This is a genomic window from Lentzea sp. NPDC092896 (assembly GCF_044754905.1).
GTDB lineage: Bacteria > Actinomycetota > Actinomycetes > Mycobacteriales > Pseudonocardiaceae > Lentzea.
In genome coordinates this window covers 1828825-1851403 of record NZ_JBIVPX010000001.1, presented here as the reverse complement: position 1 = coordinate 1851403, position 22579 = coordinate 1828825, and the positions used below count along the sequence as shown (strand labels likewise).

Sequence of the window (22579 nt, the reverse complement as noted above, 5' to 3'; positions counted from 1 at the left end):
CCACTTCACGACGGAAGGTTTCCGGCGATGCCGAACGAAGAGAAGCTCGTTGAGTACCTGAAGTGGGTCACGGCTGACCTGCACGAAACGCGTCAGCGGCTGGAGGAGGCCGAGTCCGGGCGCCACGAGCCGATCGCGATCGTCGGCATCGCGTGCCGCTTCCCCGGCGACGTGCGTTCCGCCGAGGACCTGTGGGACCTGGTCTCGGAGGGCCGTGACGCGATCACCGGTTTCCCGACGGACCGCGGCTGGGACCTGGGAACGCTGGCGGGCGGGGACTCCGCGACGTTGCAGGGCGGGTTCCTGTACGACGCGGCGGAGTTCGACCCCGGCTTCTTCGGCATCTCGCCGCGAGAGGCTCTCGCGATGGACCCTCAGCAACGGCTGCTGCTGCAGACCACGTGGGAGGCCATCGAGCGTGCGGGCATCGACCCGGCGTCGTTGCGTGGCAGCGAAACGGGCGTGTTCGTCGGCACGAACGGCCAGGACTACGGACATGTGCTGATCGCGTCGGAGGAGGACGTCGAGGGTCACGCCGGAATGGGCACGGCCGCGAGCGTCATCTCGGGCCGCATCTCGTACACGTTCGGCTTCGAGGGTCCTGCTGTCACCATCGACACGGCGTGTTCTTCTTCTCTCGTCGGGTTGCACCTCGCTGCTGCTGCGCTGCGCAACGGCGAGTGCTCGCTCGCGGTCGCGGGTGGCGTCACGGTCATGGCGACGGCGTCGAACTTCGCCGGCTTCACGCGTCAGGGCGGCCTCGCGGTTTCTGGGCGCTGCAAGGCCTTCTCCGATGACGCCGACGGGACCGGTTGGTCCGAGGGCGTCGGCGTGTTGTTGGTGGAGAAGCTCTCGGACGCACAACGCAACGGACACCCCGTGCTCGCCGTGGTGGTGGGCAGCGCAGTCAACCAGGATGGCGCGTCGAACGGCCTCTCCGCGCCGAACGGTCCCTCGCAACGACGGGTGATCCAGGCGGCGCTGGCCTCGGCGGGGTTGGCGGCCGACGAGGTGGGCGCGGTCGAGGCGCACGGCACCGGGACCGTGCTGGGTGACCCGATCGAGGCGCAGGCGCTGCTCGCGACCTACGGTGCCGAACGAGCCGAGCCGCTGCGGCTGGGCGCGGTGAAGTCGAACATCGGGCACACGCAGGCGGCCGCGGGCGTGGCGGGCGTGATCAAGATGGTGATGGCGTTGCAGCGGGAGACACTCCCCCGGACGCTGCACGTGAGCGCGCCGTCGTCGCACGTGGACTGGGCGGCGGGCAACATCGCGCTGCTGACCGAGGCCGAGCCGTGGCCGCGCGGGGAGCAGCCGAGGCGGGCGGGGATCTCGTCGTTCGGCGTGTCGGGGACGAACGCGCACGTGATCATCGAGGAGGCACCACAGCCGAACGAAAGCGGCGACGAGCCCACGCGGTGCCCGTTCGGCTTCGGTACTGACGCGGACGAGTTGCCACTGGTCGTGTCGGCGAAGTCGGCCAATGCCCTGCAAGCGCGCATCGACCAGGTCCGGGCGCTTGAAGAGTCCCCCGCTGCCGTCGGCCACTCCCTCCTCACCACCCGCAGCACCGGATTCGAACACCGAGCCGTCCTCCTCAACGGCGCCACCCTCGCGAGCGGCCAGACCCAGCGCAAACCGGTGGCCGCCCTCTTCAGCGGCCAGGGCGCCCAACGCCTCGGCATGGGCAAGGACCTCTACGAAACCTCCGACACCTTCCGCACCGCGTTCGACAACGTCGCCCAGCACCTCGACGTGGACCTCGACGACGCCATGTGGGGCACGGACGAGGACGCGCTCAACCAGACCGGCACCACCCAGCCGGCCCTGTTCGCCCTGCAGGTGGCCCTCTACCGGCTCCTGGAGAGCTACGGCTTCAAACCCGACCACGTCGCGGGCCACTCCATCGGCGAGATCGCGGCGGCGCACGTCGCCGGCGTCCTCAGCCTCGAAGACGCCGCCACACTGGTCCAAGAACGCGCACGCCTCATGCAGGCCCTACCGCAGAACGGCGCGATGTTCGCCGTCAAGGCGACGGAAGCGGAAGTCAGGAAGCACCTCACCGCGCAGGTGGACATCGCCGCCATCAACGGCCCCAACGACATCGTCATCGCCGGTGAAGAAGCGACAGCAACGGCCATCGCGCAGAACTGGGAGCACAAGCAGCTCCGGGTCAGCCACGCCTTCCACTCCCCGCTGATGGAGCCGATGCTCGGAGCATTCCGCAACGCCATCAAGCACATCACCTTCGCCAAGCCGCGCATCCCCATCCACACCAACGGCGACGTCACGACCGTCGACCACTGGGTCAACCACGTCCGCGACACGGTCCGCTTCACCGACAACGTCAAGAAGATCGGCGACGCCACCTTCGTGGAGATCGGCCCGACCGGAGTGCTCAGCGCACTGGTCGACGGCTGCATCCCGACGCTGCGCAAGAACAAACCCGAACCGGCGGCGGTCCTCACCGCGCTCGCCAAGCTCTACATCAGCGGCGTGAACGTCAACTGGCGGAAGTTCTTCCCGCGCGGCGACAAGATCGCCCTGCCCACCTACCCGTTCGACACGCAGCGGTTCTGGCCCAAGGGCGGCACCGCGCCGAGCGGACCGGCCAAATCCCAGCCCGCCCTGCACGAACTGCACTGGGTCGACGCCACCGTCACCGCGAGCCCCATCGCGGCGGCCAGGTGGGCGATCATCGGCGGGGACGAGTTCGACCTCGCGCACGTGCTCTACAGCGCCGGGCAGACCGTCACCGGGTACGGGGAGACGCTCGCCGAGGCCGCGAAATCCACCAAGCCTGACGTGTTCATCGTGGCGGTCAGCGGTGACGGAACACCAGCAACTACCCACGCACAGACACAACGCGTCCTCGCGATCCTCCAAGAGGCCGACGACTACAGCGCGCACATCGTATTCGTCAGCGGGGAGAACGACCTCACCGCGGCCGCCACGGCAGGTCTCGTGCGCAGCGCACAGATGGAGAACCCAGGCAGGTTCCTGCTGTTCGACACCGACGGACTGGACGTGTCCGGCGCGTTGCTGCCCAAACTGGTGGCGTGGGACGAGCCGCACGTGAGGGTCCGCAATGGACAGACGACGGTGCCACGACTGAAAGAAGTCCAGAAGACCGAAGGCGACCACGAGTGGGACCAGGACAAGACGGTCCTGATCACCGGCGGTACCGGCGGACTCGGTGCCGAACTGGCGAAACACCTCGTCACCAGGCACAACGTCAAGCACCTGCTGCTCGCCAGCCGTCGTGGCGAGGAGTCGCCCAAGGCCACCGAACTGCGCCGAGAGCTCGAAGCACAGGGCGCGACGGTCACGATCGCGGCGGCCGACGTCTCGAAGGCCGACGACGTCACCAGTCTCCTCAGCGCGGCACAGAAACCCTTGCAGGCCATCATCCACACGGCAGGCGTGCTCGAGGACGCGCTGATCGACGCGCTCACCCCGGACAGCGTCACGAACGTCCTCACGCCCAAGGTCGACGCGGCCTGGCACCTGCGCAACGCCACGGACGTCCAACTGATCCTCTACAGCTCCGTCTCGGGCGTGATGGGCGCGGCGGGGCAGGGCAACTACGCGGCCGCCAACTCCTACCTCGACGCCCTCGCCCAGAGCACCGAGAACACCATCAGCCTCGCCTGGGGACCGTGGGCGCAGGACTCCGGCATGACGGCCGGGCTCAGCCAGGCCGCGATGGACCGGATGCAACGGTCGGGCATGCCGCCGCTGGCCGTCGAGCAGGGCCTCGCGCTCTTCGACGCCGCACTCGCGCACCGCACACCCCTCGTGGTCCCGATCCACGTCGCCGCCCAACGAGGTCCGGTCTCCAAACTCCTGGGAGGCACCAGCGAACAACCACAGGAGAAGGCCGCCGTCACGGTGCTGGACCGGCTGCGCAACGCCACGCCCCAGGACCGCGAGGGACTGGTCCGCGACCTCGTCACCGGCACCAGCGCGGCGTTGCTCGGGCACCCCGACCCGAGCGCGGTCGACCCGCGGAAGGACTTCCTCGAACTCGGCTTCGACAGCCTCATCGCGGTCGAACTGCGCAACCAGCTCAACGAACTCCTCAGCCTCAAGCTCGCCGGATCAGTCGTCTTCGACCACAAGACCCCGGCGAACCTGGCCCAGCACCTCGTCACCGAGCTCGGCACCCTCCACAGTGGAGGAACCAGCGCGAACGGCGTCGAGGTGGCCGCGGAGGACACGGTGTTCGGGCTCTTCATGGAAGCCGTCACGAAGAACAACGTCGCCGCCGGACTGCAGATGCTCAAGGGCGTCGCGAACCTGCGCCCGATGTTCTCCTCCCCCGCCGAGCTGGACGAGCTGCCCGAGGCCGTCACGCTCGCGGACGGGCCGAAGCTGCCCAAGCTCATCTGCATCAGCGCACCTGGCGCGACGGCAGGCGTGCACATGTACGCGCGGCTCGCGGCTCACCTGCGAGGCAAACGGCAGGTCAGCGCACTCCCGCTGATCGGGTTCGGCTCAGGCGAACCACTTCCGAAGGACGCCGCCGCGGTCAACCGGTGGGTGGCCGAGGCGGTGCTGCACGCGAGCGACGGCGACCCGTTCGTGCTCGTCGGCCACTCCTCCGGCGGCACCCTCGCCTACCTCGCGGCGGGCGTCATCGAGGAGACGTGGGGCGTCAAACCGGACGGCGTGATCATGCTCGACACGCTGAGCCTCAACTACGACAACCGCGAGGGCATGGACTTCGAGTCCGTCACCAGCAACTACTTCAACACGATGGACTCCCCCGCGGTCAACATGAACAGCGCGCGCCTGTCCGCGATGGCGCACTGGTTCCCGCGCATCATCGACACCGGCATCCACACGACGGTGCCGAAGCTGTTGGTGCGGTGCGCGAACGAGGTCAGGGGAACGGACCTGGTGACCACGAACCAGGACGTCTCGGTGCCCGCGGACGACATCCGGCTCGTGGCCACCGACCACATGGCGATGGTGAAGGAGGACGCCCACCTCACCGCCGAGGTGATGGAGGACTGGCTCAAGGCCTTCCACCCCGTCACGTCCTGACGAGCAACGCCTTCTCGAACGGCAGCGGCCCGGCCGGCGGGACCGTCACGTCGAACAACGGCGTGTAGCCCGCCGCCAGGTACAGCCCGCGTGCCTCCGGCTGGCGCGGGCCGGTGGTCAAGAACAGGCGCCGGTAGCCGAGCCGGGCCGACTCGGCCTCCAGCACCGAAAGCACCTGCCGGGCCAGGCCCTGGCGGCGGTACGACGAGTGGGTCCAGATCCGCTTCAGCTCCGCGGTCTCCGAGTCGTACCGCCGGAACGCGCCGCCCGCCACGGCGGTTCCGCCCCGCAGCAACACCATCAGCCGTCCGTCAGGCGGTGTCAGCGACTCGTCAGGGAACCGTTCCATCCGCTCCCGAGCCGCCTGTCCGTACCTGCTCACGTACTCCTGCAACAACTCCGCCATCATCCCGGCGACCTCGGGAGCGTCCGGCCGAGTCCAGTGGACCTCGTCGGTCATCCGGCGCGCCGGTCCGCCAGCCGCACGACGTTCGGCGAGCGCTCCACCCGGACCCGGCTGCTCGACGCGACCAGGTAGCCGACACCGCGCACGGTCTGGATCACGTCCGACGCGTCGGCGAGCTTCTGCCGGATCCGCCGCACGTGCACGTCGACCGTGCGGGCACCGCTGTAGTCGTCGTTGACTCCCCAGACCGCCGCCAGCAGATCACGACGGCGATGCACCCGGTCGGTGTGCTCGCACAGGTGCAGCAGCAGCTCGAACTCCAGCCTCGTCGTCTCGACCACGACGTCGTGCACGAGCACCTGCCGCGTGTCCGGCAGGATCCGGACGTCCACCGCCTCGACCGCCGCCTGGGCCGCGGGCATCAGGCCCACGTCGTTCAACGCGCCGAGCAGCCGCAGCGCGGTGTCCTCGTCGTCAGTGTCGATGGTGATGCTGAACCTCATGACGCACCTCCCTGATCAGCTCTTCGGCAGACCCTGCGGGTTGATCTCGGACGTCGGCACGGCCTCGTCGGACAGGCCCCAGCGCTTCAGCACCTCGGCGTACTTGCCGTTGGCGATCAACTGGTTCAGCGCCTCCTGGACCGGGGTCACGAGCCCGCTGTCCTTCTTCGTGGTCACGGCGATCTTGCCCTGGACGGTGGCGCCGCCGGAGAAGTTGCCGATCACCTCGGTCTGCCCGGACGTCGCCGCGTGGTACGCGGAGGTCGGGTTCGGGCCGAGGTAGGCGTCGATGCGGCCGGACTGCAGCGCGAGGTAGTAGTCCGACGAGTTCTGGAAGTACTTGATGTCCGTGGCCTTCAGGCCCGCCGCCACGTTCTGGGTGCTCCAGTCGACCAGGATCTTCTCCTGGTTGGTGCCCGACGACACGGCGATCACCTTGCCCGCCACGTCCTTGGGCTCCTTCACCTTCCAGGTGCCGCCCTTCTTCGCCTCGAACGCCAGCGTGTCGAGCCGGTAGGTGGCGAAGTCGTACTTCTCCTTGCGCGCCTCGGTGACCGTGATGTTCGACAGCCCGAGGTCGTAGGCGCCGCTGTCCAGGCCGACGAACAGGTTCTCCCAGGACGAGACCTCGAGCTTCGGCTTGAGTCCCAGCACGTCGGCGACCAGCGACGCGATGTCGGTCTCGACGCCGATCACGGTCTTGTCGTCGGTCGCGTAGAACCGCAGAGGTGGTGCTGTGCCGGCGGATCCGCCGATCGTCAGCTCCCCCTTCGTTCTGAACTTCTCCGGCACCTTCGACGCGATCTTGTCGTCCTTGGTGGCGGTGACCCTCTTCTGGTCAGGACCGAGGTTCACGCTCAGGCCCGCGACCTCGACGGGCTCTTCGCCGCCGGCGGTGCCACACGCCGCCAGACCGAACACCAACGCGGCGAGAAGTACTTTGCGCACAACGAACTCCTTCTACAGAACCTTGGACAGGAAAGCGCGGGTGCGCTCGTGGACCGGGTGATCGAGCACCTGCTCCGGTGTTCCCTCTTCGACGATCACGCCGTCGTCCATGAACACGATCCGGTCGGCGACCTCGCGGGCGAAGCCGATCTCGTGCGTGACCACGACCATCGTGGTTCCGGAACGGGCCAGGTCGCGCAGCACGTCGAGCACCTCGCCGACCAGTTCCGGGTCCAGCGCCGACGTCGGTTCGTCGAACAGCACGACCTTCGGTCGTGTGGCGAGGGCTCGCGCGATCGCGACGCGTTGCTGCTGACCGCCGGAGAGCTGCCGGGGATACACGTCCGCCTTGTCCACCAGCCCGACCCGTTCGAGGAAGTGCCGGGCCTGCACCGGATCGGCCACCTCCGCGATGTTCTCCAACGCGGTGAGGTGCGGGAACAGGTTGAAGTTCTGGAAGACGAACCCGATGTCCTTGCGCTGCTTGAGGATCTCGCGTTCCTTGAGCTCGTGGAGCTTCCCGCCGCGCCGCTGGTAGCCGATCAGCGCGCCGTCGATGGTGATGAACCCGCGGTCGACCTTCTCCAGGTGGTTGATCGTGCGCAGCAACGTCGACTTGCCGGAGCCGGACGGCCCGAGCACCACCACGACCTCACCGGCCGCGACGTTCAACGACACCCCGCGCAGCACCTCAAGTGAACCGAAGCTCTTGTGCACGCCCAGAACCTCGATCACCGGCGGTCTCCTCGCGCGAAGTAGCGCTCGACGTAGTGCTGGCCGATCGAGAGCAGGGTGGTCAGGATGATGTACCAGACGGTCGCGACCATCAGCAGCGCCACGACGCGGGCGTTGCGGCCGTAGATGACCTGCACCTGGTAGAAGAGCTCGCCGATCGCCATCACCGAGACGACCGACGTGCCCTTGAACAGGCTGATCACCTCGTTGGCTGCGTTGGGCAGGATCGACCGCATCGCCTGGGGCAGCACGATTCTGCGGAACTGCCGGAACCTCGGGATGCCGAGCGCGGCCGCCGCCTCGAGCTGCCCGCGGTCGACGGAGATCACGCCGGACCGGACGATCTCCGCCGCGTAGGCCGCCTGGTGCAGCGCGAGGCCGAGCACGGCGGCGCCCATCGGGCTGATCAGCGCGATGGTCTCGAAGCTGACGAACTCCGGCCCGAACGGGATGCCGAGCGAAAGCCGTTGGTACAGATAGGAGATGTTGAACCAGAACAGCAGCTGCACGATCAACGGGATCGAGCGGAACGCCCAGATGTAGGTCCAGCCGACCGCCGAGAGGAACGGGCTCTTCGACAGGCGCAGCACCGCGACCACGATGCCGAGCGCGAAGCCCAGCACGGTGCCGAGCACGGTCAGCACGATGGTGGTGCCGACGGCGGTCAGGATCGACTGGGCGGTGAAGTACCGCGCGAACGTCGGCCAGTCCCAGGCGGGGTTCGTGACCAGGCCGTGCACGAACTGCGCGGCGAGCACCAGCACGAAGGCCACACCGACCCAGCGCCACGGGTGGCGGGCCGGCACGACGGGCAGCGAAGAAAGATCATCGTCCTTTGTGGACACAAGCGTCAGCGTGCCGGAAGAGGTCATGGCGAGTCCTTGCTGCGGCGGGGAACGTGAGACGAGCGAGAAGAGTCAGCTCGTACAACAGTCGATGCGACAGCGGGAGGACAGGATCAACGCGGCGGCGCCGTTCATCCTGTCCTCCCTTCCCTGCGCTCTTGAGGAGAGCACTCACTCAACGACGCTCACGTTAAGTACCGATGAACCACTCCGGCAAGGACGTCCACGTGCTGAACAACTATCGGATACCGAGATGATCCCTCAGCGTCGGACCTGAGTACTCGGACCGGAAAACACCGCGCTCCTGCAACAACGGCACGACGGTGTCCGCGAACTCGTCGAGCCCGCCCGGCGTCACGTGGGGCACGAGGATGAACCCGTCGGCCGCGTCCTGCTGCACCAGGTCGTTGATCTGCGTGGCGACGCTGTCCGCCGAGCCGATGAACGTCTGCCGGGCGCTCACGTCGATCACGAGGTCGCGGATGGACAGGTTCTTCGCCGCGGCCTTGTCCCGCCACTCCTGCACGGTGGCGGCGGGGTCCTTGAACATCCGCACGCTCGCCCGGCCCTTCGCGATCGTGTTCTCGCCGATCAACGGCTCCACGTCGGGCAGCGGGCCGTCGGGGTCATAGCCGCTGAGGTCCCGGTTCCACACCTGCTCCAGGAACCGGATCGCGGTCGCCCCGCTGACCTGCTGGCGCCGCACGACCGCGGCCTTCTCCTGCGCGTCCGCGTCCGTGTCGCCGAGGATGAACGTGGCCGCGGGCAGCACCACCAGCTGGTCGTGCGTGCGCCCGTACTTGGCCAGCCTGCCCTTCACGTCGCCGTAGAACTTCTGGCCCGCCTCCAGCGTGCCGTGCCGCGAGAAGATCGCGTCGGCGGTGGCGGCGGCGAACTCGCGCCCCTCCTCGGAATCGCCCGCCTGAAGGATCACCGGACGGCCCTGCGGCGAACGGGGAACACCGAACCTGCCGCTGATGTCGAAGTGCTCGTCCTTGTGCTCGAAGGCACCCACGCCGGTGTCGAACAGCTTCCACGCCGTGCGCAGGAACGACTCCGCGCGGGTGTACCGGTCCTCCTGCCTGAGGAAACCGCCGCGCCGGAAGTTCTCGCCGGTGAACGCGTCCCACGAGGTCACGACGTTCCAGGCGGCGCGGCCGTCCGACAGGTGGTCGAGCGAGGCGAACTGCCGGGCCACCTCGTAGGGTTCGTTGAAGGTCGAGTTGATCGTGCCGGCGAGCCCGAGCTTCTCGGTGACGGCGGCCAGCGCGGCGAGCACGGTGAAGGTGTCCGGCCGGCCGACGACGTCCAGGTCGTAGATCTCGCCGCCCTGCTCGCGCAGCCGCAGTCCCTCCGCGAGGAAGAAGAAGTCGAACTTCGCCCGTTCGGCCGTCTGTGCCAAGTGGACGAACGACTCGAACTCGATGTGACTGCCCGCCTGCGGATCGCTCCACACGGTCGTGTTGTTCACGCCGGGGAAGTGCGCGGCGAGGTGGATCTGCTTGGTCATCTCGCGCTCCCTCTAGGCGAACTGGTTGGCGGGCCGGGCGAGACCGAGGTGGCCGCGCAACGTCCTGTGCTCGTACTCGGTGCGGAACAGCCCGCTCCGGCGCAGTTCCGGCACGAGCTCGCGGGTGATCCGCTGGAGATCGCCGTGCAGGCGGAAACCCGCGAACCCCTCGGAGTGCCAGGCGACCAGCTGCTCGATCGGGGTGGACACGTCGACATCTCGGAACACGAGCCTGTCGGTGGCCGAGACTTCGTCGGCGAACACGATGTCCCCCAACGGGTGCGAGGCCGCGATCAGAGGATGGCCCTGCGGCGGGCGCGGCGTGATCGACGGCCCGCGCACCTTGAACCACCGGCCCTCGAAGTCGATGTAGTGCAGCTTCTCGCGATCGATGAACCGCCCCGTGGCCTCGTCGCGGATCTCCGCGTCGTCCTCCCAGCTGTCCCACAGCCGGCGCAGGACCTCCGCGTAGTCCGCCGCCTCCTCCCACAACTCGGGCTCGGCACCGACCGAACGACGCCCGAAGTGCCTGGCGTCGGCGGGATCGGGCGCCACGGCCAGCTGAACGCCCGCCCGTCCCCCGCTCACGTAGTCGAGCGTCGCGATCGCCTTCGACAGGTGGAACGGTTCGGTGTGCGTCACCACCGCCGTCGGCACCAGGCCGACGCGCGTGGTCAGCGGCGCGATGCGCGCGGCGGTGAGCACCGCGTCCAGTCCCGGCTGCCCGCCGAGCGAGTCGCCGAACGTCACGAAGTCGAGCGTGCCGAGCTCGGCCTCGCGCACGAGCTCGGCCCAATGCCTTGCGGTGAAAGCTTCTTCGCCGGTCGCGTGGAGCGCGGCGGCCAGGTGCAGTCGTGTGCCCACCGGTCCCCCTCTCATCGTTTACTCGCATTCTGTGCGCGCGGAAGGAGCTCGCGCCGGGGCGGCCACTGGGTGGGAATCTCGGCCGCCGGGGGAATATTTTTCGGGCTTGCGGATTGCGAGGAGTTGGTGTCACGATCTTCCGCATGACGACTCGAAAGGGCGTGCGCGCCCTCGCGCTGTGAGCGCACCGAGCGGGCTTGAGACCCGCTCCCCCGATCGTTCCCCGCTCCGCGAAGACTGGCTCGCCCACGCGCTGAGCACCGCACCCGCTGATCGTCCGGCGGCCGAAGAGGCCGTGGGCCTGCTCTACGCGGCCACCGGCAGGCCACCACCGGAGTTCGCCTGGGTGCGTTCCCCCGCCGAGGCGGCGACCGTGTTGCCCGCCAAGGACATCTTCCGCTATCGCGACAACTCGCAGACCGTCGAGGCACAGATCGCCGCGCTGGTCTCGGACCTGCGGCACCGCGGCGACTGGCAGGGTGCCCCGAGCCGCCGGGGCGGAGAGCTGCGCCGAATCGTCCGCGACAGCCTGATCCCGGCGGTGAACTCCACGATGCCGGGCTCGCTCGGCATCGGCTGGGCCGGTCAGCACGACGCCGACTGGCTGGCGGACCTCCGCCCGCGTGACCGGGCACTGCTCGGCGAGTGGGTGACGCTCACCCGGTCGACCGGGTGGTGGTGGCCGCGCGAGGAGGTCTGCGTGATGTCCGATCGCCCCACGGCCGTGCACGTGGACGCGAACTCGTTGCTGCACAACGACAAAGGCCCTGCCATCGCGTTCGGCGACGGCACGCACGCCTATGCGTGGCACGGCACAACCGTGCCGGGGTGGGTGATCGAGGAGCCGGACGTCGTCCGGATCCTGACCGAACGCCGCCTGGAGCTGCGGTTCGCCGCCGCCGAACGCCTCGGCTGGGAGACCTACGTCGACCAGGCCACGCCACAGTTGATCGCCACCGCGCCCGACCCCGGCAACCCCGGCCACGACCTGCGCCTCTACGACCTGTGGGGCCAGGTCAACCTGCTGCTCGTCGTCAACGGCTCGGTCGAGCGCGACGGCACCCGGCGCCGTTACGGCCTGCGGACGCACCACTGGCAGCGCGACCCGCTCGACGCCGCGGCCACGACCTACGGGTTGCGGGCCGACCAGTACGCCCAACTCCTACGACGCACCTGAAACACACATGAATCTCGCAGAACTCGTCGACCGCACCAGCGTCGACGCGCTCGACCACCTCGAGCGACAGTCCACCATCCCCGTCGTCGACGGCCTGCAGGCCCAGGGCGACCTGATCGTCATCCCGTTCTCGATGCTCGACTCGCTTCCGGACGACGTCGCCGACCGCGACGTGCCCGCCGAGGGCGTCCACCTCATCGCCGGCTTCCACGGCGCCAACCCGCACGTCCTGGTCGCGGACCCCGGCACCTGCCGCTGGTCCACCGGCCGGGACCTGGCCGTCGTCGAGAACACCGCTCCCGTCTACCTGCTGCACCCCGAACACGGCGGAACCGGCATCGCCGCGGGCCGGTGGCTGATCCGCCGGCAGTGGACGGCGGCCGGTCTGGTCGCGGACTGAGAAAGGGTTGCCTTGACGTGCGCGTCAAGGTTTAGCGTTCCGTTCATGAGGATCGGCGAACTGGCCAAGCGAGCCGGCACCACCACCCGTGCGCTGCGCTTCTACGAGTCCGAGGGGCTCCTCGAAGCGCAGCGCACGCCCAACGGCTACCGCGAGTACGGCGAGCACGACCTGCGGCTGGTTCGCGAGATCCAGTCGTTGCAGGCGGTCGGACTGTCCCTGGAGGACACCCGGCCGTTCGTCGCCTGCCTGCGCGCGGGCCACGAGTCGGGTGACTCGTGCCCGGACTCGCGGGAGGTCTACCGGCGCAAGCTCGCCGAAGTGGACGCCTGCCTGGACCGGCTGGGCGCCGTCCGGGAGTTCCTGCTGGCCAGACTCGCCTTCCAGGACCCGTGTCTCGTACCCGAGGAGATCCAGTGCAGCTGACCGACGCCACGTTCGAGGAGAAGACCCGGACCGGCACCGTTCTCGTGGAGTTCTGGGCGCAGTGGTGCGGGCCGTGCCACATGCTCTCCCCCGTGCTGGACGAGATCGACCGCGAGCGCGACGACCTGACCGTGCTCAAGATCAACGCCGACGAGAACACCGCCACCGCCCGCGACTACCAGGTCATGTCGCTGCCGACGATGCTGCTGTTCCGCGACGGCGTGCCGATCCGCCAGATCGTGGGAGCGCGCCCCAAGGGCCGTCTGCTGGCCGAATTGGATGACGCGCTCAGCGCCTGAGCCGCCTATCTTTTAGCGCATGCTCGGTCTCGAACTCGTAGTGGTGCTGGGCGTGTGCATCCTGGCGAGCAGTGTCGTGTCGGGACGGTTGCGCGTCGCCGCCCCGGTCCTGCTGGTCGTCTGCGGTGCCGTGCTCGGCTTCGTGCCCGCGCTGGAGAAGGTCAGCCTGCCGCCCGAGGCGATGCTGCTGATCTTCCTGCCGGCGTTGCTGTACTGGGAAAGCCTCAACACGTCGTTGCGGGAGATCCGCAGCAACCTGCGCCCGATCGTGCTGCTCAGCACGCTGCTCGTCCTCGCGACCGCCGCGGCGGTCGCGGCCGTCGCCCACGCTCTCGGCCTCGACTGGGGTCCGGCGTGGGTGCTCGGCGCCGCCCTGGCCCCGACCGACGCGACCGCGGTCTCAGCGATCGCACGAGGCATGCCGCGCCGCACGACCACGATCCTGCGCGCGGAGTCGTTGATCAACGACGGCACCGCCCTGGTGATCTACGCGATCGCGGTCTCGATCACCATCGGCGAGCAGGAGTTCAGCACCGGCATGGTCGGGTTGCGGCTGCTGCTGTCGTACGCGGGCGGTGCGGTCGCGGGACTGCTGGTGGCGTGGCTCGCGGTGCAGGTGCGCAAGCGGCTCGACAGTCCGATGCACGAGACCGTGGTCAGCATCCTGACACCGTTCGCGGCGTTCCTGGCCGCCGAGACGGTGCACGGCTCCGGTGTGATCGCCGTGGTGACGTGCGGCCTGGCGCTCGCGCGCGTCGGTCCACGGATCGTGCGCGCCGACACCCGCCAGGTGAGCTACGCGTTCTGGGGCATCGCGACGTTCCTGCTGAACGGCGCCCTGTTCGTCCTGATCGGACTCCAGGCGCACAGCGCCATCCGTTCGCTGGACGGTTCGGAGACCCTCGCGACGTTCGGCGCCATCGGCCTGGTCTCGCTGACCGTGGCCGGGACGCGCTTGTTGTGGAGCTACACGACTCCATACGTGATTCGTGCTTTGGATCGCCGTCCTCAGCAACGGTTGCGGCGCGTGGGAGCCCGGCAACGGCTGGTGTCGTCGGCCGCCGGGTTCCGCGGCGCGGTGTCGCTGGCCGCCGCCCTGGCCGTACCCGAGACGGTGGTGGGTGGCGGGCCCTTCCCGTTCCGCGACGAGATCATCCTCATCACGTCCGGCGTCGTCGTGCTGACCCTGATCGTGCAGGCGGTGATGTTGCCCTCGATCATCCGTTTCTCGCAGCTCCCCGAGGACACGGCACTGGACGAGGAGCTGCGGCTCGCCCAGTCGACGGCGTCCGAGGAGGCCTACGAGGCACTGCCGCGGCTGGCCGACGAGGTGGGCGTCTCCGACGTCGTCTACAAGCGGGTGCTGGCCGAGTACGAACACCACCTGGAGGTCGTGCGGGCGAAGGAGGCCGGTGACGAGGAGGTGGCGCAGTCCGAGGTCGAGTACGCGGCGCTGCGGCTGGAGCTGATCGCGCACAAGCGGGCGACCGTGGTGCGGTTGCGCGACGAGGCCGCGATCGACGACATCGTGTTGCGCACGATCCAGCGGAAGCTCGACGTGGAGGAAGTGCGGTTGTCTCGGCGCGAGGTCGACGAGGACTGATTCCGTAGGGTTGGGCGCATGATCACTCCGCGGGAGCGCGTGCTGGGCCGGATCGCCGATCACCTGTGTGGCCGGTTTCCGGGGCGTCCGTTGCGGGTGGCGGTGGACGGGATCACGGCGTCGGGCAAGACGACTTTGGCTCGCGAGCTGACGGCTGCCGTTGCGGCTCGTGGGCGTTCGGCGGCGCACCTGTCGATGGACGGGTTCCACAACCCTCGTGCTGTTCGGCATCGGATGGGGCGGGACTCGGCTGACGGGTACTACCTGGACGCGTACGACTTCGGCTCGTTCTCGCGGCTGGTGCTGGAGCCGCTCGGGCCTGGTGGGGATCGGCGGTATCGCTCGCGGATCATCGACCTGCGCTCGGACACTCCCCTCGACGAACCGCCCGTGGTGGCGCCGGACGACCTCGTGCTCGTGGTGGACGGGAGCTTCCTGCAACGGGAGCTGGAGTGGGACGAGGTGGTCTTCGTCGACACTCCGTTCGCCGTCGCCCGGGAACGCGGGACTCGTCGTGACGCGGAGTTGCTGGGTGGGTTGGAGCACGCCGAACGTGCCTTTGACCAGCGATATCACGCCGCCAGTCGCCGGTACCTGGACGAGGTCGGGCCGGCTGGGCGGGCTTCTGTCGTGGTGGGGAACTCCGATGTCGCGAACCCCGTGCTGCAGCGGATCGGTGGTCCGGCCGACGCTGTGGTGAACCTGTTCTCGTACGGGACGTTGCAGACGCCGTCGGTGCAGATCGAGCACTTCGGGCGGACACTGGCCGGCAAGGAGGACGTGCTGCCCGGTCATCGGCAGGACTGGGTGACGATCACCGATCCGGCCGTGATCGAGACGAGCGGGAGCGATCGGCACCCGATCGTCTCGTACACCGGCTCGCCGGCGGACGTGACCGCCGGAACGATGTTCGAGGTGACGACCGCGGAGCTCGCGGCGGCCGACATCTACGAGGTCGACGACTACCGGCGAGCGCTCGTGCGGCTCGGATCGGGCGCGGACGCCTGGGTGTACCTGGCTAGCTGAACCTGTTGCGCGCGAAACCCGACCTGGTCTGGCCGAACTTGTTCAGCGCGTACTCGGTGAACGCCTGGTTCCCGCTGTCGCTCCACGCCTGGAACAGGCCGAGGTTCTTGGTGAGGCTGATCAGCTTCAGGAACGTGACCCGGTCGTCGCTGAACTGCGCGGACGGTGCCCGGGAGTGGGCGTGCAGCAACGTGTTCACGTGCCCCTCCAGCCGGCTGCTCGCCGTCTCCCGGTCGTTCTGGTAGAGGTCGTCGAGCGCGTAGAAGGTGATCTCGCTCGTCCACAGCCCGACCGCGTGCGCGAACACGGTCTCGGGGGCGATCGACGTGTCCGCGCCCAGTTCCAGGACGTGCCGGCGGTTGTCCCTTGCCAGCGCGTCGACGTACTGGACGGTCGCCGTGCCGAAACCCGTCCAGTCCGCGGGCGCCTGCACCTCCAGGACGACCCAGTAGGTCTCGTCGTAGGCCAGGTCCGGGGCGAAGATGCGGATGCCGTCGTGATCGGTGACCAGGTCGGGCAACGACTCGACGCCGTACTCCTCGCGCGCCCGGTGCTTGGCGACGGCGACGTCCCGCTCGACACGGGCCCGCGTCGGCGCGTCGGTGATCAGGTCGTGGCCGTAGAGGTGCCAGGCGGTCACGGTGGCGTCGAGCTTGATCTGCAGCTGGATGTTGATCGCGGCCAGGTGCTCGCGCCGCGCCAGGTCCTCCGCGAGGTTGAGCCGGAGGTCCTCCGAGTCGGTGACCAGGGCGCAGGAGCCGCCGGTGATGCCCGCCAGCGCTTCGAGCTCACGCATGCGCGCGTCGGCGCCGAACCCGAAGCACGACAACGTCAGCTCGCCGCGGGTCTTCTCGGCGATGTTGCGGCGAATGGTGATCCAGTCGCGCACACCCGACGTCGGATCGCCGTCGGAGAACAGGTAGAGGCAGTTGACGATGTCCGTCTGGACGTGCGCGTACCTGGCGATCTCGTCGATGCCGTACTGCACGCCCATGTTGATGTCGGTGGCGCCGTGCGCCCAGAGTTCCGCCACGACAGCAGCGAGTTGCACCTCCGAGAGGTCCTTCTTCGGCGTGGCTTTGAGAAGCGTTCTGACGTTCGTGTCGAACGACACGATGCCCAAGATGTCCGTATCCCGAAGTTGCGCATACAGCTCGTGAATCGCCGTCTTCACCGTGTTGAGCTTGGCGCCCTTCATCGACGAACTCGTGTCGACCACGAACACGAAGTTCACCGGCATCGCCTGCCTCGAGGACGATTCATCGGCGGTTTTCGCGGATCGCAGTGCGACTTCCACGAAGTGCGTCGTGTTTTCGTTGGCGCGCAAGTTCGCCTCTGCGGGACATGCGCCGTAGCTCACCGCGATGGCGTTACCGGCGGAGGGCGTGGGAATGCCGGAGGAGTTCGAGGTGACGAAGTCGTCGAACCTGATCTGGGTCTGGTCGATCAGGACGCCCTGCTCGATCAGGTCCTTGATGCCCAGTGTCGCCTTGGTGCCGAACGCGTTGTTGCGGCGCACGAACAGGCCGCTGCGGGGAAGCGGGTGCTGCCGGTCGGCGAGCGGGAGGTCGGCCGAGGGCCAGTTGCCGATCTTGCCGATGACTCCCTGCGCGTGAGTCTGCGGGCGGCCGGACATGGCCTCGGCGGACGGCGTCGCGCGGAGTGAGGTCGGCTCCGCTCGCGACCTGCGGGACACTTCCTGGCTAAACTCGGGCAGTTCGCTGTCAGCGCTCCTCACCCGTTCCTCACGAAGTGCTTGGGCCAGGGCCCGACGCCGATCGGACACTGCGGTCGTGGGCTCGTCCGTCACGGGCAGTCGGTGCTCCAGTTCGGGCCGGTCGTTCAGCGACTGGACCCTCGGGGACCGCTCCCGTTCGTACCGGTCCGTCCTGAACCGCTCCCGCACGGGCGGCTCCGGTCCGAGTTCCGGATCAGGATCCACCGCGAGCTTGGCCGGAGGCTCTTCGCGAGGAGCTTCCTCAAGGATCGGCGCCGGCGGCTCCTGCTCGCGCCTCAACTGGTGCCAGCCCGCACGCCGAAGCCTCACACCTCCCACAACCAGAATTACCGCGACGACCAGAATCAAAAGCCAGACGAGATTCATGAGATTGTCCCCTGCACACGATCACGAGGAGGTGACAAAGTATCAGGCTCGTCCGTCCGGCGGTAGCGGGAAATTCTGCGCCGAGCACACCAATTCTAGTCGACCAGGAATTGTCCACTAAATGGCATCGAACGCCCTCTACGAAACGAGAGAAAGGCGCCGGGGCTGTTCGGGAGCCTTGACCTCGGCCGACGGGATCTCGACCTCCTCGCCGCCGATCTCGCGGGTGATCCACGCACCCGACTCCACCATGACCTTGAGGGTGCGGGTGTCGAGGGCGTTGACGCGGCCGTAGTACCACTCGTCGGTGGCGAGCGCGCCCATGCGGTCGCCCATGCGCTTCTTGATGTCGAGGACGCGCTCGAACAGCGTCTTCACCAGGGCGGCGCGGTCGTAGGGGCCCTGGAGGCCCTCGCGGATTCGGTCTTCGATGCCGCGCGGGGTGCCTTCGGAGTCCGGCATGAGCATGGTGGTCCAGGCGCGGGACTTCTCGCGGTACTGGAGCTGCTGCATGATGCCCTCGTGCTGGGCGAAGTCCGCCGCGCGGAAGGCCTTGCCGCGCCAGCGCTTCTGGAGGTTCACGGCCAGCGAGAGGGCGCTCTTGAGGCCCGTGTTGAGGCCTCGGCCCGGCCAGAAGTGCAGGGAGTTCGCGGCGTCGCCGAGCAGGAAGCCGAACGTGTCGGGTGCCAGTTGGGCGGTGAACTTCGACATCTGCTGCATGCCGAGCGTGAACGAGTTGATGCCGACGACGTCCGCGACGCCGACGCCGAAGAAGCGCAGGCCGTCGAGGATTCGGGGCCACAGGTAGGAAAGCTTGTCGACGGACGGCTTGAACACGGCGCGGTGGCGGTCGCAGACGAAGCGGCCGTTCGCGGAAGGGCGCATGGTGCAGCCGAACTTGCCGATGCACGAGATCGGGCCGCTCTCCCCCAAAGCGACGATCTCGGAGGCCTCCTCGGCGGTCAGGCGCATGTTGATGAAGCCGCCGCCGAGCGAGTTGAAGAGGAACCTGTTCTGCGCCACGGTGAGCGGGACGGTGTGCTCGTCGGGCGACTTCGCGGTGACGCGGATGCCGAGGACGCGCTCGTCGAGCGGCGAACCGTCCACTGAGAACAGTTCGCGGCTCGGGGTGCCGAACTGCGCCGAGAACGCGTCGCGGGTCGCGGAACGGGCGCCGTCCGCGATGGCGAGGACGTGCAGGCCGTCGAACTTCGTGGGCGCGGTGTAGGCGGCGGGGACGACCTCGATGCCGTAGACGTCCTGCGCCATGTCCAGCAGGCAGTCCTCGATCCAGCGGATCTTGATGTTGCGCGGACGGCCCTTGGACGCCGGCGAGTCCGGGCCGAGCGGCCACATCTCCGAGAACTTGCCCGGCGTGAAGAGGCGCTGCTGCACAGCGGACGGCAGGGCGGCCCAGACGTTGCTCTGCAGCGTCACGACCTGCTCGCGCCGGTTGTTGCCCTCGGCCTGGCCGCGCCACACGACTCGGTCGCCCTGGCGCATCCAGCGGCGGTCGTGGACGCGGACCGAGACCCGGTCGCCCAGCAACGACTTGATGGTGCACGCGAAGGCGAGACCGACCGGGCCGCCACCCGCCACGTCGACCCGCAGCGGGGTGGACCTGCGCAGCGGAACGATCTTGCTGCCCTGCTTGGGCAGCATCACCGTCGGGCCGCAGCGGCCGATCAACACCGTCTTCTCGTCAGCCATGGCCCATCCCCCTCGTTCCCGTTGTACGGCGGGAACACGTAGCGAGACGGGAGGCGGTTCAACGAGTTTCGAGGAAATTTTTCCCGGCTAGCCGAACCGGTTGCGCGCGAAGCCCGACCTGCTCTGACCGAACGCGTTCAGCGCGTGCACGGCGACGGCGTCACCGCTGTCGGAGAACGCCCGGACCGTGCCCAGGTTCGCCGTCAGGCTCATCAGCTTGCGGAACGTCACCTGGTCGTCGCGGAACTGCGGTGCCGGGGTGTGCGCGTGCGCCTGGCGCAACGTCTCGACGTGCTCGGAGAGCCGGGAATTCGCCGTCTCCCGGTCGTTCTGGTAGAGGTCGTCGAGCGCGTAGAAGGTGATCTCGCTCGTCCACAGGCCCACGGCGTGCGCGAACACGGTTTCCGGGGCGATCGTGCCGTCGGCGCCGAGTTGCAGCTCCTGCCGGCGGTTCTCGCCGGCGACCACGTCCACGTACTGCACGGTGGCGGCACCGAAGTCCGCGTCGGCCGGGGCCCGCACCTCCAGGACCACCCAGTAGGTCTCGCCGTGGGCGAGGTCCGGGGCGAAGATCCGGATGCCCTCGTCCTGGGTGACGAGATCCGGCAGCGACTCGACGCCGAACTCCTCCCGTGCGCGCTCGCGAGCCGCGGCGACGTCTCGCTCGACGCGGGCACGGGTCGGGGCGTCGGTGATGAGGTCGTGGCCGTACAGGTGCCAGGCGGTGACGGTCGGGTCGAGGCTGATCTGGAGCTGGATGTTCAGCGCGGCGAGGTGTTCGCGCCGCGCGAGGTCCTCGGCGAGGGTGACCCGCACGTCCTCGGGATCGGTGACGAGCGTGCAGAACCCACCGGTCGTGCCCGCCAGGGCCTCCAACTCGCGCATGCGGGCGTCACGGCCGAACCCGAAGCATGACAGCGTCAGTTCGCCCCGCGCTTTGGCGGCGATGTTGCGGCGGATGGCGATCCAGTCGCGTTCACCCGAGGTCGGCTCCCCGTCCGAGAACAGGTAGACGCAGTTCACGACATCCAGCCGGGCGTGCCGGGAGAGCTCGTCGATGCCGTAGAGGACGCCCAGGTTGATGTCGGTGCCGCCGTCCGCGCGCAGTGCCGCGACGATGGCGTCCAGCCTCTCCTGTTCGAGCGACGCTTTCGGCGTGGCCTTGAGCAACGTCCTGGCCGTGGTGTCGAACGCGACGACGCCGAGGACGTCCGTGTCGCGCAGTTGGGCGTAGAGCTCGCGGATCGCCGTCCTGACCGTCTCGATCTTCCCGCCTGCCATGGAACCGCTGGTGTCCACGACGAACACGAAGTTCACCGGCACGGACTGCGCGGCGGACCTGCCCGTTTCCCCGGCCCGCAACGCGATCTCGACGAAGTGGGTGGTGTTCTCGTTGGCACGCAGACCTGTCTGGGCGGGACAGGTGCCGCTGCTCACCGCGAGCGCGTGGCCGGGCGGCGGCAACGGGATGCCGGACGGGTCCGAGGCGATGAAGTCGTCGAACCTGATCTGCGCCTGGTCGATCAGGACCCCCTCGTCGATCAGGTCCTTGATGCCGAGCACCGCCCTGGTGCCGAACGCGTTGTTGCGGCGCACGAACAGGCCGTCCCGGGGCAACGGAGACTTCCTGCCGCCGAGCGGAACGTCCTCCGAGAGCCAGCGCCCGACCTCGCCGGCGATCGTGAAGCGGGACCTCGAGGACTCTTCCCCGCCGACCTCGTGCTGTGCGGACACGCCGAACCACTGGTCGTCGTACTCCGTGTCGTCGAGGTAGTCCGTGTCGTCGTGGATGAGAACCCGAGAACTCGCGGAGTGCTGCCTCCGTATGAAGAACCCAACCGCCACGGCGAGCAACGCCAGCACCGCGACCAGGACCCACACGAGGTTCATGTGATCGTCCTAGCAGGCCGTGCCGCCGAACGGAGCAGGTGTCAACTAACTGGCAACCTCTGGACGAAGTTCGCCCAGGCGATGGCACCGAAGGTCAGAACGCCTCCGGAGGGGTTCTTCGAGTCACGAACCAGAGCATCAGCGGCGACCGACACCTCGACGCAGTTGTCGTCCTCGGTCGCGCCGCTGTAGCTGCTCTTACGCCAAGCGCGGGCCTCGCTCATTGAGTTCCTCTCGCGGTCGGCCGACGTGGTCCGCCAGCACCCTCCGCGATTGTTCCTCATCCAAGGCAACCTCGGCCAAGCGATCGAACAGCAGGCGAGTCCGGGCGATGGCGCCCGGATCCTGCACGAACACCTTCGCCAGGTCGGTCGAGGTGAACGCCACGGGCATCGACTTCTCGTACTCCCACAGCACACAGCTGGTGGCCACCAACTGTGCCGTCGCCGGGACGATCCGGATTCTGGGCGCGCCGAACAGCAGCTTGGCGTACTGGTCTTCCATGGTCTGTGCGTCGCCGACCTGTGTCCGCAACGCATGCTCGTGGATGTAGAACAGGCAATCCGGACGATCGTGCCGGTTCAGGATCACCTGGCGGTCCATCCGGAACTTGACCACCGTGGGGATCCGCTCCTCCACGATGTACCCGCCCATCCGGTACAGGCTGTCGGCGTACTCAGGTGTCTGCGACAGACCGGGCATCGCCTGCGGGTCGTAACTGGTGATCGTGATGGCGGTCGCCTCGGCCATCGCCAGCGTGCGGAGGTTGTCCGAGATCTGGACGATGTACTCCTCGAACGCGTAGCGGAACCGGCGTTTGAAGTCCTCGAAGAAGTCGATGTCCTTGCCCAGCATGGAGAGGTACTGCACGAGGTCGATCTCGCTGGGACGGTACTTGCCGTTCTCCAGGGTGGAGACCTTGCTGGGATCCCAGCCCAGGCGGACGGCCAGTGCGGCGCCCGTGAGTGCGGACGACGTCTCGCGAACTTTGCGCAGTTCGTCGCCCAGATCCCGGCTGTATGCGGTAGATGGAGTACTCGTGGCCATGGTTCGACCGTAGGGCTTGCTCCCAAAGCAACAAGGG

General features: G+C 68.3%; 18 protein-coding genes and 1 pseudogene. 7 read left to right on the top strand and 12 right to left on the bottom strand.

All coding sequences use genetic code 11. The features are described 5' to 3' along the window. Positions 1-69 precede the first annotated feature (69 nt). Positions 70-5049 (top strand): annotated as a pseudogene (locus ACIQF0_RS08275) (SDR family NAD(P)-dependent oxidoreductase); the annotation flags it as partial. On the opposite strand, the gene ACIQF0_RS08270 reads toward ACIQF0_RS08275, so the two are convergent. From ACIQF0_RS08270 to ACIQF0_RS08240, 7 genes are all read right to left on the bottom strand, one after another. After that, positions 5039-5509, bottom strand: coding sequence for a GNAT family N-acetyltransferase (locus ACIQF0_RS08270; protein ID WP_401026052.1), 471 nt, complete (start codon positions 5507-5509; stop codon positions 5039-5041). The pseudogene ACIQF0_RS08275 and the gene ACIQF0_RS08270 overlap by 11 nt on opposite strands. Then, on the bottom strand, positions 5506-5958 hold the full coding sequence (locus ACIQF0_RS08265) for a winged helix-turn-helix domain-containing protein (RefSeq protein WP_360029678.1): 453 nt from the start codon (positions 5956-5958) through the stop codon (positions 5506-5508). Before ACIQF0_RS08265 ends, ACIQF0_RS08270 begins: the two co-directional genes overlap by 4 nt. 15 nt (positions 5959-5973) lie before the next feature. After that, positions 5974-6906 (bottom strand): ABC transporter substrate-binding protein, encoded by a 933-nt coding sequence (locus ACIQF0_RS08260; protein WP_401026049.1) that lies wholly within the window; start codon positions 6904-6906, stop codon positions 5974-5976. A gap of 12 nt (positions 6907-6918) precedes the next feature. Next, complete coding sequence (locus tag ACIQF0_RS08255; protein ID WP_401026046.1) at positions 6919-7641, bottom strand: amino acid ABC transporter ATP-binding protein; 723 nt, start codon at positions 7639-7641, stop codon at positions 6919-6921. Next, positions 7638-8513 (bottom strand): amino acid ABC transporter permease, encoded by an 876-nt coding sequence (locus ACIQF0_RS08250; RefSeq protein WP_360029675.1) that lies wholly within the window; start codon positions 8511-8513, stop codon positions 7638-7640. Before ACIQF0_RS08250 ends, ACIQF0_RS08255 begins: the two co-directional genes overlap by 4 nt. 211 nt (positions 8514-8724) lie before the next feature. Then, positions 8725-9996, bottom strand: a complete 1272-nt coding sequence (locus ACIQF0_RS08245; protein ID WP_401026043.1) for an LLM class flavin-dependent oxidoreductase — start codon at positions 9994-9996, stop codon at positions 8725-8727. A gap of 12 nt (positions 9997-10008) precedes the next feature. Then, a complete protein-coding gene (locus ACIQF0_RS08240) occupies positions 10009-10860 on the bottom strand; it encodes an LLM class flavin-dependent oxidoreductase (RefSeq protein ID WP_401026040.1) in 852 nt (283 codons plus the stop codon). A 178-nt stretch (positions 10861-11038) separates the two neighbouring features. On the opposite strand from ACIQF0_RS08240, the gene ACIQF0_RS08235 reads away from it, so the two are divergent. From ACIQF0_RS08235 to ACIQF0_RS08210, 6 genes are read left to right on the top strand one after another with little or no spacing between them, the layout of a single operon-like run. Continuing rightward, positions 11039-12037 carry a DUF6745 domain-containing protein gene (locus tag ACIQF0_RS08235; RefSeq protein WP_401026037.1) on the top strand — a complete coding sequence of 333 codons (999 nt, stop codon included), beginning with the start codon at positions 11039-11041 and terminating at the stop codon, positions 12035-12037. Positions 12038-12044: 7 nt separating this feature from the next. Further along, the gene (locus ACIQF0_RS08230; protein ID WP_401026034.1) at positions 12045-12437 is read left to right on the top strand and encodes a hypothetical protein; all 393 of its coding nucleotides are present in this window, start codon (positions 12045-12047) and stop codon (positions 12435-12437) included. A gap of 45 nt (positions 12438-12482) precedes the next feature. Continuing rightward, entirely contained in the window at positions 12483-12863 is a 381-nt protein-coding gene (locus ACIQF0_RS08225) for a MerR family transcriptional regulator (protein WP_319979756.1), read from the top strand. After that, the gene (trxA, locus tag ACIQF0_RS08220; RefSeq protein WP_360029666.1) at positions 12854-13162 is read left to right on the top strand and encodes a thioredoxin; all 309 of its coding nucleotides are present in this window, start codon (positions 12854-12856) and stop codon (positions 13160-13162) included. Before ACIQF0_RS08225 ends, trxA begins: the two co-directional genes overlap by 10 nt. Before the next feature lie 19 nt (positions 13163-13181). Beyond that, the gene (locus tag ACIQF0_RS08215) at positions 13182-14765 is read left to right on the top strand and encodes a Na+/H+ antiporter (RefSeq protein WP_401026029.1); all 1584 of its coding nucleotides are present in this window, start codon (positions 13182-13184) and stop codon (positions 14763-14765) included. A gap of 18 nt (positions 14766-14783) precedes the next feature. Further along, entirely contained in the window at positions 14784-15791 is a 1008-nt protein-coding gene (locus tag ACIQF0_RS08210) for a gamma-glutamylcyclotransferase (RefSeq protein WP_401026026.1), read from the top strand. Here the strand turns inward: ACIQF0_RS08210 and ACIQF0_RS08205 are convergent. The 5 genes from ACIQF0_RS08205 to ACIQF0_RS08185 all read right to left on the bottom strand — a co-directional run bounded on the left by ACIQF0_RS08205 (position 15784) and on the right by ACIQF0_RS08185 (position 22542). Beyond that, positions 15784-17838, bottom strand: a complete 2055-nt coding sequence (locus ACIQF0_RS08205) for a VWA domain-containing protein (protein WP_401026023.1) — start codon at positions 17836-17838, stop codon at positions 15784-15786. The two genes, ACIQF0_RS08210 and ACIQF0_RS08205, sit on opposite strands and share 8 nt — an antisense overlap. 195 nt (positions 17839-18033) lie before the next feature. Continuing rightward, on the bottom strand, positions 18034-19605 hold the full coding sequence (locus ACIQF0_RS08200) for a hypothetical protein (protein ID WP_401026020.1): 1572 nt from the start codon (positions 19603-19605) through the stop codon (positions 18034-18036). 87 nt (positions 19606-19692) lie between these two features. Further along, the gene (locus ACIQF0_RS08195) at positions 19693-21495 is read right to left on the bottom strand and encodes a VWA domain-containing protein (RefSeq protein WP_401026018.1); all 1803 of its coding nucleotides are present in this window, start codon (positions 21493-21495) and stop codon (positions 19693-19695) included. A 41-nt stretch (positions 21496-21536) separates the two neighbouring features. Beyond that, entirely contained in the window at positions 21537-21719 is a 183-nt protein-coding gene (locus ACIQF0_RS08190) for a DUF397 domain-containing protein (RefSeq protein WP_401026015.1), read from the bottom strand. Further along, a complete protein-coding gene (locus tag ACIQF0_RS08185; protein ID WP_401026012.1) occupies positions 21694-22542 on the bottom strand; it encodes a helix-turn-helix domain-containing protein in 849 nt (282 codons plus the stop codon). Before ACIQF0_RS08185 ends, ACIQF0_RS08190 begins: the two co-directional genes overlap by 26 nt. Positions 22543-22579 lie beyond the last annotated feature (37 nt).

What these genes read in the sequence shown, in the direction of transcription:
- ACIQF0_RS08225 (WP_319979756.1), top strand. Translation starts at nt 12,483, where the DNA reads ATGAGGATCGGCGAACTGGCCAAGCGAGCCGGCACCACCACCCGTGCG.
- ACIQF0_RS08250 (WP_360029675.1), bottom strand. Translation starts at nt 8,513, where the DNA reads ATGACCTCTTCCGGCACGCTGACGCTTGTGTCCACAAAGGACGATGAT.
- ACIQF0_RS08200 (WP_401026020.1), bottom strand. Translation starts at nt 19,605, where the DNA reads ATGGCTGACGAGAAGACGGTGTTGATCGGCCGCTGCGGCCCGACGGTG.
- ACIQF0_RS08185 (WP_401026012.1), bottom strand. Translation starts at nt 22,542, where the DNA reads ATGGCCACGAGTACTCCATCTACCGCATACAGCCGGGATCTGGGCGAC.
- ACIQF0_RS08230 (WP_401026034.1), top strand. Translation starts at nt 12,045, where the DNA reads ATGAATCTCGCAGAACTCGTCGACCGCACCAGCGTCGACGCGCTCGAC.
- ACIQF0_RS08195 (WP_401026018.1), bottom strand. Translation starts at nt 21,495, where the DNA reads ATGAACCTCGTGTGGGTCCTGGTCGCGGTGCTGGCGTTGCTCGCCGTG.
- ACIQF0_RS08190 (WP_401026015.1), bottom strand. Translation starts at nt 21,719, where the DNA reads ATGAGCGAGGCCCGCGCTTGGCGTAAGAGCAGCTACAGCGGCGCGACC.
- ACIQF0_RS08270 (WP_401026052.1), bottom strand. Translation starts at nt 5,509, where the DNA reads ATGACCGACGAGGTCCACTGGACTCGGCCGGACGCTCCCGAGGTCGCC.
- ACIQF0_RS08210 (WP_401026026.1), top strand. Translation starts at nt 14,784, where the DNA reads ATGATCACTCCGCGGGAGCGCGTGCTGGGCCGGATCGCCGATCACCTG.
- ACIQF0_RS08245 (WP_401026043.1), bottom strand. Translation starts at nt 9,996, where the DNA reads ATGACCAAGCAGATCCACCTCGCCGCGCACTTCCCCGGCGTGAACAAC.
- ACIQF0_RS08215 (WP_401026029.1), top strand. Translation starts at nt 13,182, where the DNA reads ATGCTCGGTCTCGAACTCGTAGTGGTGCTGGGCGTGTGCATCCTGGCG.
- ACIQF0_RS08265 (WP_360029678.1), bottom strand. Translation starts at nt 5,958, where the DNA reads ATGAGGTTCAGCATCACCATCGACACTGACGACGAGGACACCGCGCTG.